At 70.9% G+C, this 16,182-nt stretch carries 14 protein-coding genes; 6 read left to right on the forward strand and 8 right to left on the reverse strand.

What is annotated here, in order from left to right; translation table 11 throughout:
- Positions 1 to 34: 34 nt before the first annotated feature.
- Positions 35 to 1,075: a TRAP transporter substrate-binding protein gene (locus tag SOM08_RS20370; RefSeq protein ID WP_322469615.1), complete on the reverse strand. Its 1,041-nt coding sequence runs from the start codon at positions 1,073 to 1,075 to the stop codon at positions 35 to 37.
- A gap of 163 nt (positions 1,076 to 1,238) precedes the next feature.
- Positions 1,239 to 2,462 (reverse strand): FAD-dependent monooxygenase, encoded by a 1,224-nt coding sequence (locus SOM08_RS20375; protein WP_322469616.1) that lies wholly within the window; start codon positions 2,460 to 2,462, stop codon positions 1,239 to 1,241.
- Between the two features lie 88 nt (positions 2,463 to 2,550).
- Here SOM08_RS20375 and SOM08_RS20380 point away from each other — a divergent pair, with 88 nt between their 5' ends.
- Positions 2,551 to 3,465 carry a LysR family transcriptional regulator gene (locus SOM08_RS20380; protein ID WP_322469617.1) on the forward strand — a complete coding sequence of 305 codons (915 nt, stop codon included), beginning with the start codon at positions 2,551 to 2,553 and terminating at the stop codon, positions 3,463 to 3,465.
- Between the two features lie 13 nt (positions 3,466 to 3,478).
- On the opposite strand, the gene SOM08_RS20385 is transcribed toward SOM08_RS20380, so the two are convergent.
- Entirely contained in the window at positions 3,479 to 4,093 is a 615-nt protein-coding gene (locus SOM08_RS20385) for an FMN-dependent NADH-azoreductase (RefSeq protein WP_116960346.1), read from the reverse strand.
- A 101-nt stretch (positions 4,094 to 4,194) separates the two neighbouring features.
- Here SOM08_RS20385 and SOM08_RS20390 point away from each other — a divergent pair, with 101 nt between their 5' ends.
- Positions 4,195 to 5,085 (forward strand): LysR family transcriptional regulator, encoded by an 891-nt coding sequence (locus tag SOM08_RS20390; protein WP_322469618.1) that lies wholly within the window; start codon positions 4,195 to 4,197, stop codon positions 5,083 to 5,085.
- A gap of 15 nt (positions 5,086 to 5,100) precedes the next feature.
- Here SOM08_RS20390 and SOM08_RS20395 read toward each other — a convergent pair whose 3' ends face one another.
- The gene (locus SOM08_RS20395; RefSeq protein WP_322469619.1) at positions 5,101 to 5,559 is read right to left on the reverse strand and encodes a carboxymuconolactone decarboxylase family protein; all 459 of its coding nucleotides are present in this window, start codon (positions 5,557 to 5,559) and stop codon (positions 5,101 to 5,103) included.
- A 47-nt stretch (positions 5,560 to 5,606) separates the two neighbouring features.
- Positions 5,607 to 6,551, reverse strand: a complete 945-nt coding sequence (locus tag SOM08_RS20400; RefSeq protein ID WP_116960230.1) for an RNA polymerase sigma-70 factor — start codon at positions 6,549 to 6,551, stop codon at positions 5,607 to 5,609.
- 186 nt (positions 6,552 to 6,737) lie between these two features.
- On the opposite strand from SOM08_RS20400, the gene SOM08_RS20405 reads away from it, so the two are divergent.
- Complete coding sequence (locus tag SOM08_RS20405; RefSeq protein WP_116960229.1) at positions 6,738 to 7,670, forward strand: AraC family transcriptional regulator; 933 nt, start codon at positions 6,738 to 6,740, stop codon at positions 7,668 to 7,670.
- Positions 7,671 to 7,672: 2 nt separating this feature from the next.
- Here the strand turns inward: SOM08_RS20405 and SOM08_RS20410 are convergent, their stop codons facing one another.
- Both SOM08_RS20410 and SOM08_RS20415 read right to left on the reverse strand, forming a co-directional pair.
- The gene (locus SOM08_RS20410) at positions 7,673 to 9,919 is read right to left on the reverse strand and encodes a xanthine dehydrogenase family protein molybdopterin-binding subunit (RefSeq protein ID WP_322469620.1); all 2,247 of its coding nucleotides are present in this window, start codon (positions 9,917 to 9,919) and stop codon (positions 7,673 to 7,675) included.
- Positions 9,920 to 9,932: 13 nt separating this feature from the next.
- Entirely contained in the window at positions 9,933 to 10,406 is a 474-nt protein-coding gene (locus tag SOM08_RS20415; RefSeq protein WP_070399306.1) for a (2Fe-2S)-binding protein, read from the reverse strand.
- Positions 10,407 to 10,678: 272 nt separating this feature from the next.
- Here SOM08_RS20415 and SOM08_RS20420 point away from each other — a divergent pair, with 272 nt between their 5' ends.
- The 3 genes from SOM08_RS20420 (at position 10,679) to SOM08_RS20430 (ending at position 13,486) form a co-directional block, all read left to right on the forward strand.
- Positions 10,679 to 11,761 (forward strand): TRAP transporter substrate-binding protein, encoded by a 1,083-nt coding sequence (locus tag SOM08_RS20420; protein ID WP_070399305.1) that lies wholly within the window; start codon positions 10,679 to 10,681, stop codon positions 11,759 to 11,761.
- 82 nt (positions 11,762 to 11,843) lie between these two features.
- A complete protein-coding gene (locus tag SOM08_RS20425) occupies positions 11,844 to 12,767 on the forward strand; it encodes a delta(1)-pyrroline-2-carboxylate reductase family protein (protein ID WP_116960227.1) in 924 nt (307 codons plus the stop codon).
- Complete coding sequence (locus SOM08_RS20430) at positions 12,764 to 13,486, forward strand: aldolase (RefSeq protein WP_322469621.1); 723 nt, start codon at positions 12,764 to 12,766, stop codon at positions 13,484 to 13,486. Before SOM08_RS20425 ends, SOM08_RS20430 begins: the two co-directional genes overlap by 4 nt.
- Before the next feature lie 34 nt (positions 13,487 to 13,520).
- Here SOM08_RS20430 and SOM08_RS20435 read toward each other — a convergent pair whose 3' ends face one another.
- Positions 13,521 to 15,977, reverse strand: a complete 2,457-nt coding sequence (locus SOM08_RS20435; RefSeq protein ID WP_322469622.1) for an autotransporter domain-containing protein — start codon at positions 15,975 to 15,977, stop codon at positions 13,521 to 13,523.
- Between the last annotated feature and the right edge of the window lie 205 nt (positions 15,978 to 16,182).

A 16,182-nucleotide genomic window follows, 5' to 3' on the forward strand; every position in this document is an offset into this window, starting at 1 on the left:
TCCTTTCTCTCATTCCTCCGCCCCGCGGGCGGCTTCAGGTCTTGGCGTACTTGGCGATCAGCGACTTGGCCGAGGCCAGCAGCTTCTGCCCGTCGTAACCGCGCTTGTTCATGTCGGCCACCCACTCATCCTTCAGCGGCCCGGCGAGGCGGATGAACTCGGCCGCCTCGGCCTTTGGGATCGTGTAGATCGGATTGCCCCGGTCCATCACCGCCTTGCGACCGATCGCGTCACTCGATTGCGTGATGGTCCCGAACTGGGCCGAGGTGTCGATGCCCGAATTGGCATCGATCACCTTCTTCAGGTCTGGCGGCAGCGACTCGTACTTGGCGCGGTTCATGGCCATGACGAAGGTGCCCGTATAGAAGGCCGGCACGTCATCGGCGAATTCGGTCGAGTACTTGGTGAGTTCGTGCACCTTCACCGACGGCACCACGTCCCAGGCCGTCGCCACGCCTTGGATGGTCCCCTTGGACAGCGCGTCCGGAATGCCCGGCAGCGGCATGCCCACGGGCACCGCACCGTACATGGCCAGCAGGCGCGTGATGAGGCGCGTGGGCGCGCGCAGCTTCATGCCCTTGAGGTCGGCGACCGTCTTGATCTGCTGCGTGGAATGAAAGGACCCGCGGCCATGCACATGCAGGGCAAGCACCTTCGTGTCCTTGAACTCGTCGGGCGCCTGGGTCTGGATGAACTCCCAGTAGGCACGCGAGGTGGCGCCGGCCTCGTTCATCATGAACGGCAGCTCGAAGACCTCGCCGCGCACGAAGCGGCCCGGCGTGTAGCCCGGCAGCGTCCACACGATGTCGGCCACCCCGTCGCGCGCCTGGTCGTAGAGCTGGGGCGGCGTGCCGCCCAGTTGCATGGCGGGGTAGCCCTCGAACCGGATGCGTCCGCCCGACTCCTTCTCCACCTTGTCCATCCAGGGCTTGAGCATGATCGTCCAGACGTTGGACGTGGGCGCCATGAACGTGTGCATGCGCAGGCTCACCGCCTGCTGGGAGAAGCTTTGGAAGATGGGCCCGGCCACCGCGGCGGCGGCACCGGTCTTGAGAAGGCTGCGTCTGCGGATCATGTCTGTCTCCTGGGGTTTGAACAGGCTTTGGTGGTTGCGGCGAATGCCGCGCCTTCCCTGCCGGATCTGGTTGTTGTGGAAATGATGTTGCTACCTCAACGTTGACGTAGCAACATGTAGATTCCCCTCTTGACAGATCACAGCGGGAGGCGCAAACGCGCGCTCAGGTGCGAACCGCCGTGTCCGCTGCGTCGGCGGCGCGCGCGGCGTCGTAGGCAAAGAGCCAGTCGTAGCGGCGGCTCACCTGTTCGGGCGACCATTCGCGGTCGACGTAGGCGGCAGCCCCTTCGGCATGGGCGAGTTCGGGGTTGTGGAAGCGCCGCGCGTTGTCGGCGGAGCCGCGCACGATGCGCGCCGTCCGCTCGTGGCGCAGCGACTCATAGCGTCGCCAGGCGGACGCCGGGTCCCGCGGCGACGCCGCCAGGCATCTCGCGAGCACCACGCCATCTTCGATGGCCATCATCGCTCCCTGCGCCAGGAAAGGCAGCGTCGGGTGGCAGGCATCGCCCAGCAAGGTCGCGCGGCCCTTGCTCCAGCGGGGCATGGGGTCGCGGCCCAGCAGCGCCCATTGGTACGGCGTTTCGATGGCGCGGAGCAATCGCTGCACGTCCTCGTGCCAGCCCCGGAAATCCCTCAAGCAGTCTTCCACGCGGCCGGGACTGTTCCAGGATTCGTGCGTCCAGTCGCCGCGCTCGACCACGCCCACGACGTTGATCAGTTCGCCGCGCCGCACCGGGTAGGTGATGACGTGCGCACCCGGCCCGACCCAGTTGGTTCCCACGGGCGCCGACAGGTGGTCGGGCAGGTCTTTCGCCGACGCCAGGCCGCGCCAGGCCATGCACCCGGTGAACCAGGGCGTGGCGGCGCCGAACAGGCGCGCGCGGCAATGGGAATGAATGCCGTCGGCGCCGACCAGCGCGTCGAAGCCGGCGATCGGTGCGCCCTCGGCCTTCACCCAGACCCGCTCTTCGCGCTCGTGATGATCCTGGACCTGGGCGCCCAGGCGGATGGCGTCGGGCTTGAGCGCACGCACCGCCTGCACCAGCACCGCGTGCAGGTCGGCACGGTGCAGCATCAGGTAGGGAAAGCCATAGCGTTCCACCGAGCGCTCCCCCAGGTCGAACAGGGTCCAGCGCTGCCCCGTGCTCCAGAGCCGGATCTGCTTGCCCGCCGGCACGCTTGCCACGGCACGCAACGGTTCTTCCAGTCCCAGGTCGAACAGGCAGCGCGTGCCGTTGGCGCTCATCTGGATGCCTGCGCCCACATCGCCGAAGCGCGTGGCTTGTTCGAACACCTCGACGTCGATGCCCGCTCGCAGCAGCGCCAGCGCCGCCGTCAACCCGCCAATGCCCGCGCCGACCACCGCGACGCTGATGTCCTTCGCCATGCGCACCTCTCGTTGAAGAGCTGCCATTGGAACCAGGCGAATTCCACAAGGGAAGTTTTGTTATCTGATCAATTAATATTGATAACTTATGAATCTGAGTCTGCGCCAACTTGAGGCTTTCGCCGCCATCGCGCGCTGGCGCAACCTCACGCGCGCGGCGGAACAGATCCACATCACCCAGGCCGGACTGAGCCTGATGCTGCGCGACATGGAGGCCCAGCTCGACTGCCGGCTGTTCGAGCGCACCACGCGTTCGGTGTCGCTCACCCTGGGAGGCGAGCGCCTGCTGCCGCTGGCCGAGCGCACGCTGCGCGACTTCCGTGAGGTCGCCGACCAACTGAGCCAGCTGTCGGCCGACGCCGCGCGCACCGTGCACCTGGCGGCCACCCCCCTGGTCGCGGCCGACGTTCTGCCGCAGGCCTGCCACGAGCTCGCGCGCACGCACCCCGACATCCGCGTGGTGGTGAAGGACGTGGACCGCCGACAGATCCAGCCGATGGTGGAGCGCGGCGAAGTGGATGTGGGCGTGGGTGTGCTGCTGCGCGAGTCACCCACCACCACGCGCGAGCTGCTGCTGCGCTTGCCGCTGGTGGCCGTGGGCGCGCGCGGCGCGCTGACCGCCGCCCTCAATGGCCGCGGCACCTTGAGCTGGGCCGCTTTGCGGGCGCTGCCGCTGCTGGCGCTGCCCGCGGACAACGCGATCCAGCAGCTCGTGGACGCCCGCCTCGCGCCCGCGCTGCCGCGCGAGGATCGGCCGGTGTTCGCCCACCTGCACACGCTGATCGCGATGGCCGAGGCCGGCCAGGGCGTGGCGGTGCTTCCGGCCTTCGTGGCCAGCACCTGCCGGCGCTATGCGGTGGACGTGCACCGCATGGGCCAACCCATGGTGGCCATGGAGTTCTTCTCGATCGCACGCCGCGGCGCGCCGCTCACGCCCGCCGCGGCGCCACTGCTGCGCGCGCTGGTGCAGCACCTGGGCCGCTCGGCCGCCGGCGCCACCTGAGCGGCTGCGGCGCTCAGGCGGCCACCGGCTCCAGCAGCGCGTCGATGTCCGCCTCGGCGGCGCGCAGGCCTTCGCGGCGCGGTTCCTCGCCCATGTTCAGGCCCTCGGCGAAGACGAAGCGCACGTCCGTCATGCCCAGGAAGCCCAGGAAGTTGCGCACGTAGGGCGTCTGCGTATCGTGCGGCTGGCCCTGGTAGAGACCGCCGCGCGCAGCGAACACCAGCACCTGCTTGCCCTTGACCAAGCCCTCGGCGCCGGCCGCGGTGTAGCGGAAGGTGACACCGGCACGGGCGATGTGGTCGAAGTAGGCCTTGAGCGTGGACGGGATGCCGAAGTTGTAGAGCGGCAGGCCCAGCGCCACCACATCGGCGCTTTGCAGCTCGGCGATGAGCGCGTCGGACTCGGCCACCAGGGCCTGCTGTTCGGGCGTGCGCTGCTCGGCTGGCGTGGAGAAGGCGCCCACGCGCGCCAGGTCCAGGTGCGGCACGGGGTGGGTCGCGAGGTCGCGCACGACGACGCGGCCCTCGGGGTGGGCGGCCTGCCAGGCGGCGACGTAGCGGTCGGCCAGGCGGTTGGACTGGCCGTTGCCGAGCAGGAGACTGGAGCGGATCAGGAGCAGGGTTTTCATGGCGGGTTCCTTGTTGGGATGCGCCATTGAAACATCGACGAATTGAATTAAAAAGCGCAAAATTCCGCTCAAAACCATCTACTCAATCGATAATAAAAGCCATGGCCCACCCCCGCGTCACCCTTGATCAATGGAACGCCCTGGTGGCCGTGGTGGAGGCCGGCGGCTACGCGCGCGCGGCCGAGCAGCTCAGCCGCAGCCAGTCCTCCGTCACCTACGCGGTGCAGCAGATCCAGGCGCAGCTTGGCGTGCAGGTGTTCGAGCTGGAGGGCCGCAAGGCACGGCTCACGCCCACCGGCGAGCAGCTGTACCAGCGCGCGCGCTACCTGGTGGCCGAGGCCGCCGCGCTGGAATCGGCCTCGGCCTGCCTGTCGCTGGGCTGGGAGGCCGAGCTGCGGCTGGCGGTGGAAGTGATCTACCCCAACCGGCGCCTGTTCGATTGCCTGGAGCGCTTCGGCCAGAGCGCCGAACACACGCGCGTCGAGGTGGTGGAGGCCGTGCTGGGCCACCGCAGCTCGCTGCTGGAAGAAGGCGGCATCGACATCGCCATCTACGGCACCGTGCCCACGGGCTATGAGGGTCAGCACCTGATGCGCGTGCGCTTCCTGCTGGTGGCCCACCCGGACCACTCCCTGCACCAGTTGGGCCGCGCCGTCACGCTGCGCGACCTGCGCCAGCACCGCCACCTGGTGGTGCGCGAGACCAGTCCGCAGCGCGGCCACGAGCCGGCGGTGCAGACGCCGCGCCGCTGGACGGTGAGCCACATCTCCACCTCCATCGAGGCCGCGCGCGGCGGCCACGGCTTCGCCTGGCTGCCCGAGGAGTTGATCCGCCCGGACCTGGACGCGGGCCGGCTCAAGCCCCTGCCCATGCGGCGCGGCGGCGAGCGCTTCGCCGACCTGTACCTGGTGTTCGGGGACCGCGAGGGCGCCGGCCCGGCCGCGCAGCGCCTGGCCGAAGTTCTGCTGGCCAACGCGCGCGGGACCGCTTAAGCGCAGCGGCTACCGTTATTCGATCGGCTTGTCGGGCAGCGGCGCGTGCATGCCCACGGCCATGCGGTTCCAGGTGTTGATCTGGGCGATGGTCCAGCTGAGTTCAACGATCTCCTGGTCGTTGAAGTGGTCGCGCAGCGCGTCGAAGGCGCTGTCGTGGCCCGCGTGCCCGTCCGGCAGGCGCGTCAATGCCTCGGCCCAGGCCAGCGCCGCGCGTTCGCGCGGGCTGTACAGCACCGTCTCACGCCAGGTGCACAGGCTGTTGATGCGCTGCCAGGCCTCGCCGTGCTGGCGCAGCTCGCGCGTGTGCATGTCGACGCAGAAGGCGCAGCCATTGATCTGCGACACGCGCAGGTCCATCAGCGACATCAGGCCCTTGCCCAGCGTGGAGCGCAGGGTGCTGGCCTTGACGGCGGCCATGGCCTGGTAGGTCTTGGGCGCGATCTCGGTCCAGGGGAGACGGGGAGCGTTCACGGGAATCACCTTTCGTTGTCAGAAGGAATGAAGGAAGCCTTCACCCCTCAAGACGAAGCGGCGCCGTCTCCTGTGACGTAGTTCGTGACCGACGGGTCCAGTTGCGCGTGACCCAGTGCCTGCGCGATGTGCCGCAGCTTGTCGGGGTTGCGCTGCACATGGATGCCAACGACGCGACCGTCCTCGATCCGCAGCGCCTGCGCCGACTCCAGCGCGCCGTCGATGAAGCGCAGCAGGCCCCATTCGCCGTTGAGCGGGGCCAGTTCGTAGTGCACGCGGCCCGCGAAGCGCAGGCTGGTGGCCAGGTAGAGCTGCGCGATGCGCTGGCCGCCCAGCAGGGGCACGCCGAAGCTGGGCACCTTGCCACCGCCGTCGCTGATGAGCCGCGCGTCCTCGGCCAGCACGGCCTTCAGGCCGCTGATGTCGCCGCGCGACGCCGCCTCGGCGAAGGCGCTCAGCAGGCGCCGCTGGTCCTCGGGTGGCACGGTCTGGCGCGCGCGCCCGTCCTTGAGCAGGGTGCGCGCGCGGTGCACCAGCTGGCGGCAGGCCGCCTCGCTCTTGCCCAGCGCCGCCGCCACCTCGCCGTACTCGGCCTCGAAGATGTCGCGCAGCAGGAAGGCCGCGCGCGCCTCGGGCGCCAGGCGCTCGAGCACCGCGAGGAAAGCGAGCGAGAGCTGGTCGGCCCGCTCCAGCATCTGCTCGGGCGTGTGCGGCGCCTCGGCCTCGGTGAGGATGGGCTCGGGCAGCCAGGTGCCCACGTACTGCTCGCGCCGCGACTGCGCCGCGCGCAGCCGGTCGATGGCCAGGCGCGTGGTGACGGAGACCAGCCAGGCCTCGGCGTTGGCCACCGCCGCAGGGTCGGTGCCGTGCCAGCGCAGCCAGGCGTCCTGCACCACCTCGTCGGCGTCGGCGGCCGAGCCCAGCATGCGGTAGGCGATGCCACGCAGCCGGGGCCGCAGGCGAAGGAAGCTGTCCAGGGAGTGATCGTTCATGACGCGCCAGACGGATCGGAGGGAGCGATTGTGACCAGGGCCGTGCGACAGCCCGACGGGCGGCTGCCACGATCCTCCGCCGGGCTTGCCCGATCCTGCGAACCCGCGTCCGTTTGACCCCACTGGCATGGAGGATCGGGTCATTTGCGGGATCATCCCGGCGCCCCCCCCACGAATGAAGGCCCCATGCTCAAGCCCGACGACTACCTGAGCGAGATCAACGGCATCATTGCCCGATCCACCGACCGCGACGGCCTCACACCCACCGCGGTGGACCACCTGTTCTTCGCCCGCCAGAGCTCGCCCTCGCTGCCCATGCACACGGCGCAGTGGCCCTGCTTCGCGCTGGTCACGCAGGGCGCCAAGCGCCTCACCTTGGGCGAGGAGGTCTACCACTACGGCGTCGGCGACTGCCTGGTGGTGACGCTGGACCTGCCCGTCATCTCGTGCATCGTGCAGGCCACGCCCGAGCGGCCCAAGCTGAGCCTGGGCATGGCCATCGACGGCGCGCGCCTGCAGGAGGTCCTGTCGCGCGTGAGCCTGCCCAGCGAAGCCTTGCCTGGCGACAGCCCGCGCGGCGTGGCCGTGCACAAGGCACCGCTGGAGCTGCTCGACGCCATGCTGCGCCTGGTGCGCCTGCTCGAGCGCCCGCAGGACATCGCGGCCATGGCGCCGCTGATCGAACAGGAAATCCTCTACCGCCTGCTCACGGGTCCGCACGGCCCCGCCCTGTTGCGCATCGCCTCGGCCAACAGCCCCAGCAACAAGATCGCCAAGGCCATCGCCTGGCTGCGCCAGAACTACAGGCAGCCGCTGCGCATCGAGGCCCTGGCCAGCCAGGTGGGCATGAGCGCCTCGTCCCTGCACCACCACTTCAGCCTGGTCACCGCCATGACGCCGCTGCAGTACCAGAAGCGCCTGCGCCTGCAGGAGGCGCGCCGCCTGATGCTGGTGGAGCGGCTGGACGTGGGCAGCGCCGGCTACCGCGTGGGCTACCAGAGCGCCTCCCAGTTCAGCCGCGAGTACAGCCGCCAGTTCGGTCTGTCGCCGCTGCGCGACCTGGAAAGCGCGCGGGGCAACGGCCAGGGCTACGTGGCCCTGGCCGACGCCCCGGCCTGAGATCAGGCCAGCTTGAAGGGCAGATCGCGCAAGGGCTTGCCGGTGATCCTCGCCAGCGCGTTCGCCCACGCCGGCGCCAGCGGCGGCAGGCCGGGCTCGCCCATGCCGGTGGGCGGGTCGGCGCTGGGCACGATGTGCACGGCCACTTTCGGCATCTCGGTGATGCGCGCGACGCGGTAGTCGCCGAAGTTGCCCTGCTCGACCACGCCGTCCTTGAGCGTGATGGCCGCGCCGGGCAGGCACATGCCCAGGCCCATCAGCGCCGCGCCCTGCACCTGCGCCTCCACCGTGCGCGGGTTGACGACGAGGTTGCAGTGCACGCCCGCCGTCACCTGGTGCAGCACGGGTTCGCCGTCCTTCACCGAGGCCTCGACCACGTAGGCCACCACCGAATCGAAGCTCTCGTGCACCGCCACGCCCCAGGCGCGGCCCTCGGCCAGCCGTCGCCTGCCGTAGCCGCTCTTGTCCACCGCGAGCTTCAGGGCGTCGCGGTGGCGCGGGTGTTGATCGCCGAACATCGCCAGCCGGTAGGCCACCGGGTCCTGGTTCGTCTCGCGCGCGATCTGGTCGATCAGCGTCTCCATCACGAAGGCGGTGTGCGTGGAGCCCACGCTGCGCCACCACAGCACCGGCACATTGACCTTGGGATGGTGCACGGTCAAACGCATGGGCACGGGGTAAGGCGCGCGCATGCCTTCCACGGCGGTCTGGTCCACGCCGTTCTTCACCATGAAGGGCTCGAAGGGGCTGCCGGCGATGATGGACTGGCCCACGATCACGTGGTCCCAGGCCAGCACGCGGCCGCGCTCGTCGAAGCCGATGCGCGCGCGGTGCAGGTGCATGGGGCGGTAGTAGCCGCCCTTGATGTCGTCCTCGCGGCTCCAGACGGTGCGCACCGGTGCGCGAACCCCCGCCTCGCGCGCGGCGCGGGCGATCTGGCAGGCCTCGACCACGTACTCGCTGCTGGGCACGCCGCGCCGGCCGAAGCCACCGCCGGCCGCCTGCACGTTCACGCGCACCTGCTCGGGCTTGAGCCCCAGGGCGCGCGCCGCGGCCATGCCGTCCAGGCCCGGCATCTGCGTGCCCACCCACAGCGTGGCGCCGCCCTCGGCGAGCTCCACCGTGCAGTTGAGCGGCTCCATCGGCGCGTGCGCGAGGTAGGGAAAAACAAACTCGGCCTCGATGCGCTTCGGCGCCGTGGCCAGCGGCGCCATGTCGGCGTCGAAATGCGTCGCGCCGGGCCGGCCCGCGAGCTCGCGGTACTGGGCGAGCTGGCGCTCGCTGTCGACCTTCTCCACCGCGTCGCTGGCCCAGTCGATCTTGAGCGCGTCGCGCCCCAGCTTGGCGGGCCAGTAGCCCTCCGCCACCACGGCCACGCCCTCGGCGCCGCGGTCCAGCGGCACGCGCAGCACGGCCTTGACGCCCTTCACCGCGCGCGCGGCGCCGTCGTCCACCGAGCGCAAGCGGGCGCCGAACACCGGCGGGCGCGCGATCACGGCCGTGAGCTGGCCCGGGCGGCGCACGTCGATGCCGAAGTCCTGCCGGCCGCTGCTCTTGGCGCGCGCGTCCAGCCGCGTGGTGGGCTGGCCGATGAGCTTGAAGCGCTTCGGGTCCTTCAATGCCACGCGCTCGGGCACGGGCTGCTGCATCGCGGCCTCGGCCAGTTCGCCGTAGCTGGCGCGGCGGCCACCGGGGCCGATGACGTGACCGGCCTCGGTGCGCAGGGTGGCCGGGTCGGCCTTCCAGCGCGCGGCGGCCGCGCCCACCAGCATGGCGCGCGTGCGCGCGCCGAGTTCGCGGTACTGCGTGAAGCTGTTCTTGATGGCGGTGGAGCCGCCGGTGAGGTGCATGCCCGCCAACGGATCGGCGTAGGCCGGGTCATTGCTGCCGAGCTGGCTGCGCACCCGGGACCAATCGGCGTCCAGCTCCTCGGCCAGGACCATGGGCAGCGCGGTCTGCACACCCTGGCCGAATTCGAGCCGGTTCACGGTGACGGTGACGGTTCCATCGGTGGCGATGGCGACGAAGGCGCCGGGTTGTTGCGTGGGCTTGAGCGCCACGTCGGGCCCGCCCGCGCCCTGGGCCTGGGCGGCCAGCGGCGCGAGGCCCAGCGCGAAGCCGCTGGCCACGGCGAGCTTGAGGAAGCCGCGGCGCGGCAGCTCGGCCACGCCCTCGGCGGGTGCGCCGCCGCGCGCCAGCATCAGCTGCAGCGCACGGGGCAGTTCGGGGGTGAAGGTGGCGGGCAGCATGTCCGTTCCTCCGTCAGGCGATGGCGCGCGCGGCCTCGGCCACCGCGGCGCGGATGCGCTCATAGGTGCCGCAGCGGCACACGTTGCCGGCCATGGCCGCGTCGATATCGGCGGCGCTCGGCCGCTGGCCCTTGGGCAGGGACTTGAGGAAGGCCGTGGCGCTCATGATCTGGCCGCTCTGGCAGTAGCCGCACTGCGCCACGTCGTGCTTGACCCAGGCCTCGTGCACGGCGCGGCCCACGCGGTCCTCGCCTTGCGCCACGGCCTCGATGGTGGTGATCGCGCGGCCCTCCACGCTGCCCACGGGCGTGATGCAGGAGCGGATGGCCTGGCCATCGAGATGCACGGTGCAGGCGCCGCACAGCGCCGCGCCGCAGCCGAACTTGGTGCCGGTCATGCCCAGGTTGTCGCGCAGGGCCCAGAGCACGGGGGTGCCGGGGTCCACATCGAGCGTGTGGTTCCGGCCATTGACTTGAAGGGTGGTCATGGGGTCTCCCAAGGGAAAAAGCAGGCGGATCGGTCATGCCGGGGCCCAGGCCGCCGGCATGGCCGAGAGTGTTGGCCAACGCCCTCCCGGGGTGTTAGCACAGGGCTGCGAGATGCTTGCCTGATCCTCCAGGCCAGGGCGCACGCGGCCCGGGCCCGCGGGGTGGGGCGCGATCTAGTGAAAACCCTAGGAATGGGGGGTGGCATACTGCCCCTCCCTATAGGTGGTTGCGTCCGCAACCCCAATCCCCGTTTCCCGAGGAGTCAATTTCCATGGATCGCCGTTCCCTCATCAAGAACGCCGGCATCGCCGGCGTGCTCGCCACCGGCATCGCACCCGCGGTGCATGCCCAGGCCGCCGTTCGCTGGCGCCTGGCGTCGAGCTTCCCGAAATCGCTGCCCACCATCTTCGGCTCGGCCGAGAAGTTCTCCGAGACCGTGAAGGCGCTGTCCGGCGGCAAGTTCGAGGTCTCCATCCACGCCGCCGGCGAGATCGTGCCCGCCTTCGGCGTGGTCGACGCGATCCAGGACAGCACCATCGAGATGGCGCAGACCGCGTCCTACTACTTCACCGGCAAGGACTCCATCTTCGCCTTCGGCTGCGCCGTGCCCTTCGGCCTGACCGCGCGCCACATGGACGCCTGGATGGAGCACGGCAACGGCCGCAAGCTCATGGACGAGTTCTACGCCAAGTACAACATCCTCTCCATGAGTTCCGGCAACACCGGCACCCAGATGGGCGGCTGGTACCGCAAGGAAATCAAGACCGTGGCCGACCTCAAGGGCCTGAAGATGCGCATGGGCGGCGGCCTGTTCGGCGAGTCCATGGCCAAGCTGGGCGTGGTGGCGCAGAACATGCCCGCCGGCGAGGTGTACCAGGCCCTGGAGAAAGGCACGCTCGACGCCACCGAGTTCGTCGGCCCGTTCGACGACGAGCGCCTGGGCTTCAACAAGGTCGCGCCCTTCTACCACTACCCCGGCTGGTGGGAAGGCGGCGCCGAGCTGGAGTTCTTCATCAACAAGAAGGCCTTCGACGCCCTGTCCGCCGAGAACAAGGCCATCGTGCGCGCCGCCGGTGCCGTGGCCGCGCGCGACATGACCGCCAAGTACGACGCACAGAACCCCATCGCCCTCAAGCGCCTGGTGGCCTCGGGCACCAAGCTCGTCGCCTTCCCCAAGGCCGTGATGGACGCCGGCTTCAAGACCGCGATGGAGGTGTTCGCCGAGCACGAGGCCAAGTCGCCCGAGTTCAAGAAGATCCACCAGGACATGCGCGCCTTCCAGCGCGACCAGATTCTGTGGAGCCGCTTCTCCGAGTGGCGCTACGACAGCTACATCACCTCGGCCAAGATCTGAACGGTCCGGCCCCGAGACGAAGCCCGCCGCCCGGCGGGCTTTTTTCTTCCGCAGGGCCGGCGCCATGCCGCATCATCGGTCCATGAGCCCACCCCGCCTGTACGCCGCCGAGGCCACGGCCGCCGCCCTGCCCTACCCCGCGCTCGCCGACGCCATCGCCGCGCTGCTGCGCGACCCCACGGTGAAGGTGCCGGCGCGCACCGTGCTGCCGCTGCCCGCGGGCGGCACCTTCTTCGCCATGCCCGCCACCGACGCGCGCGTGGCCATCACCAAGCTGATCAGCTTCGTCGCCGACAACGCCACGCGCGGCCTGCCCGCGATCCAGGGCGACGTGGTGGTGTTCGACGCGCGCGACGGCCGCCGCCTGGCCCTGCTCGACGGTCCCACGGTGACGGCGCGGCGCACCGCTGCCGTCTCGCTGCTGGCCGCACGCACGCTCGCGCCGCGCACCGACGGCCCGCTGCTCATCGTGGGCGCTGGCGTGCAGGGGCGCGCCCACCTGGAGGCCTTCGCCAGCGGCCTGGGCGTGCGGCAGGTTCGCGTGGCCTCACGCAGCGCGGCCAGCGCCGAGGCCCTGGTCGCGCACGCGCGCCGCCTCGGCCTGGACGCCCGGCGCGTGGACGATGCCGACGCCGCGCTGGCCGACTGCCCGCTGGTGGTGAGCGCCACGCCGGCACAGGCCGCGTCGCTGCACGCCTTGCCGCGCGACGACGCCTTCATCGCCGCCGTGGGTGCCTTCACACCCACCATGCTCGAATGGGCGCCCGACGTCTGCCGCCATGTCGCCGCGCGCGGCGCGCTGGCCGTGGACACCCGCGACGCCGATCACGAGGCCGGCGACCTGCTGCAGGCCGGCCTCGACGTGCCCACCGTGCCCACGCTGGCCGACTGGCTGGCGCGCCCGCGCCCGGCAGGCCCGGTGTTCTTCAAGAACTGCGGCTGGGCGGGCTGGGACCTCGCGGCCGCGCGGCTGGTGGCGGCCGGGCTCATCGGAACACAGGCATGAACCACGAACAAGACTTCCACACCGAACCGGTGCGCCGCCTGCGCGCCGACCTCGCGCTCGCGCTGCGCGCCGCCGCCCACTTCGGTCTGTCCGAGGGCGTGTGCAACCACTTCAGCGTGGAGCTGCCCGACGCCTCGGGCCGCTTCCTGCTCAACCCGCGCGGCCTGCTCTGGCAGGAGGTTCAGGCCGAGGACATCGTCATGGTGGACACGCAGGGCCGCGCGCTTGCGGGCCGCCACCCGGTGGAGAGCACGGCCATGCACATCCACGCCGGCGTGCACCGCGTGGCGCGCCAGGCCGTGGTGCTGCACACCCACATGCCCTACGCCACGGCGCTCACGCTCACGCGCGAGCGCGCGCTGGACACCACGCTGTCGCAGAACGCCATGCGCTTCCATGGCCGCGTGGGCAGCGACCCGGTCTACAACGGCCTCGCGCTCGACCACGCCGAGGGTGAGCGCATCGCGCGCGCCATGGGCGGCGCCGACGTGGCCTTCCTCGCCAACCACGGCGTCATCGTCTGCGGCGCGCGAATCGACCACGCCTTCGACGACCTCTACTACCTGGAGCGCGCCTGCATGGCCCAGGTGCTCGCCGCCTCCAGCGGCCTGGCGCTGGCGCCCAGCACGCCCGAGATGGCGGCGCGCGTGGCCGAACAGACCCTGGGCGAACGCCTGCAGTCCGAGCTGTTCTTCGAGGCGCTGCGGCGCCGCCTCTGAGCGCGCACCCGCGCGCCCTCGCCCGGAGCGGCGATCACCACAGCACCCGCACGCCCACGCCGCCGCTGAGGCCGCTGTCGGTGCGCGCGTCGCCGCCCAGGTCCCACAGCCGGCCCACCTCGCCGTACAGGCTGACGGTGGGGCTGAGTTGCCAGTCCAGGCCGGCGCTCAGCTCACTGCTGCTGCCGCCAGTGCGGCTGCTGATGTCGGTGCCGCCCGCGCCGCCGACGAAGCGCGTGATGTCCGTGCTGTTGCTGCGCTTGTAGACGTTCAGGCTGGCATAGGGCCGCAGCGCGCCGGGGCCGGCGTCGAAGCGCCCTTTCACGCGCACCCCCACGCGCGCGAGCCAGCCGCCATCGGTGTCCTGCTGCACGGTGGCGCCGCTCAGGCGGGTCTCGTCCAGGCTCAGGTGCTGGTAGGCCAGCTGCACCGTGGGCTCGAGCTGCCAGCGCGGCGACAGGGCAAGGCCTCGGCCCACTTCGATCGAGGCCATCAGGCTGTCGCCCTTGCCGGCGCTCGCTTCGCCCTGCGCCGGCGTGGCGCTGTAGCGGTGGTGGCCGAGCTGCAGCACGGCCTCCAGGCTCAGGCTGTCGCGCTGCCAGGTGGCGTAGCCGCCCAGGTACTGGCTGCGCAGGTCGTTGCGGCCGGACATGTAGTTCGCGGCGCCACTGGCCTGGCCGCGCACGTCCATGTCGCCCTCGAGCTGGCCGAGGTACAGGCCCGCGCGCCAGCGCCCCGCGGCCCACAGGTCGGTGCCGGTCTGGAAGCCGTTTAGGCGTCCGTTGCTCGTGGGGCTCACGGTGCCCTGTTGGGCGATGTCGCGGTCCACGCTGAAGACGCGGCCCCAGGCCTGGCGCTCGCGGCCGCTGTTGTCGGTGTCGGCGCGCGATTCGCCCATGCGCTGCCGGCGGTTGGCCAGCATGGCGATATCGAGCGCGCGGAACTGCTCGGGCACCACCGCGTACAGCGCCACTTCGCTGCGAAGGCCGTCGGAACGCAGGTACCAGTTCTCGCCCGCGCCGCTGGCGTCGGCCGCGTACAGGCGGTACTGGTAGGCGCCGCCGCCCACCACGCCATTGGCCAGGCGGAACGCGTCCTTGGTGGTCTGCGCCGTGGTGGTGGCGCCGCCGGTGGCGGTGATGACCTCGATGCCATCGCCGGTGGTGGGCGCGCCCAGGCCGCCGAAGTTGGCGATGCCCAGCAGCGTGGTGCCGGTGGCGCTGGCCCCCGCGCCACTGAGCACGAGCCGGCCACTGGCCAGGCCGCCCGGGGCCGTGCCCACGCGCAAGGTGCCGCCTTGGCCCACGTAGGCGCCCGTCATGGTGAGCGTGCCGCCGGGCAGCGACACCGTACCGGCGTTGTTCAGCGTGCTGAGGGTCTGGTCGAAATCGCCAGCGTCGAGCGCGCCCGAGGCGCCGACCGTGTGCGCCGAAGCGGCGCTGAAGGCGTTGGCCACGCCCGCGCGCAACGTGCCGCCGGTGATGTGGGTGGCACCGCTGTAGGTGCTGGCGCGGGTGAGCGTGGTCGTGCCACTGCCCACGTGGTTGAGGCTGATGCTGCCGGTGATGGCCGGCGCGAAGCTGTACGCGGCGGCGTTGTGGTTGAAGTTCAGCACCGCCGTGCCAGCGCCACCGTTCACGACGGAGGCGTTCACGGCGCCTGGCGCGACCGCGGCCTGGCCCACGGCCCCGCCGATGTTCAGCACGGCGACGCCCGCGGCGTTGGCGGCCAGGTTGACGGCGGAGGCCCCGTTGTTGGCGGAGAGCACCGCCCCATCGGCCACCGTCAGCGTGGCCGAGCCCGACGCGCCGAGGTTGATGGTGGCGATGGTGGAGGCCAGGCGGGAGCCGGCTCCCGTCACCACCCCGGTGAAGCCACCTGGCATGGACCCGAGATGGACCGCCGCCCGGCCCTCGACGGTGCCGCCGTTGGACACCTCCAGGGTGCCGCGCTGGTGGACGAAGCCGACGCCGGAGGTGAAGGCCGAGCCAGCGCCGCTGACGCGCACGTTCGCCACACCACCGCCCGACACCGTCGGCGACGTGCCTCCCAGCCGCACGCCGCTCGGGCCCGTTGCGGTCAGCAGCCCGCCGTCGAGCACGCTGATGTTGACCTGCCCGGCGCTGCCAAGAAGCGACACAGCCCGCACGGAGCTGCCCGTACCCTGCACGGTCAAAGCCCCGGTGGTGCCCGCCGCGTCGCCGACTTGCAGATTGCCGAGGGTTCCGTAGCTCGCGCCGCCCTCGAACGTCAGCGCGGCCCCGCCGACAGACTCCACCGCCGTGTTGCTGCCGGCGGGATTGACCGCCACGTTGCCCCGGATCGGCGGCAGCACCCCCGTGACCGTGAAGTTGGCGGTCAGGGTGATCGTGGAACTCGGGTCTGCGCTGGCGTTGGCCTGGTTGATCGCGGTGATCAGCTCGGCCTCGTTGGCGGCTGTGAAGGCGGCCGCTTGTGCCACGCCGCTGGCGGCCAGGCCGGCCAATACCACTGCCGCATTCCATCCCGTTCCATGACACCGGTTCATTCGATCGTCTCCCTATGAAAACAATAGCACTACAGCCAGCACAAAAGCGCCGTGCCACTCGAAGTGCGGCAGTCTAGGGGGGGGGCGGTCGCGAGACCCGGGCGCGGGTGTAATCAACGGAGCGAGTGGCGGCCTCAACGGCTGGTGCTTCTCATCGGACGGACACCAC

Source organism: Hydrogenophaga sp. SNF1, assembly GCF_034421675.1.
In the GTDB taxonomy this organism is placed as follows: domain Bacteria; phylum Pseudomonadota; class Gammaproteobacteria; order Burkholderiales; family Burkholderiaceae_C; genus Hydrogenophaga; species Hydrogenophaga borbori.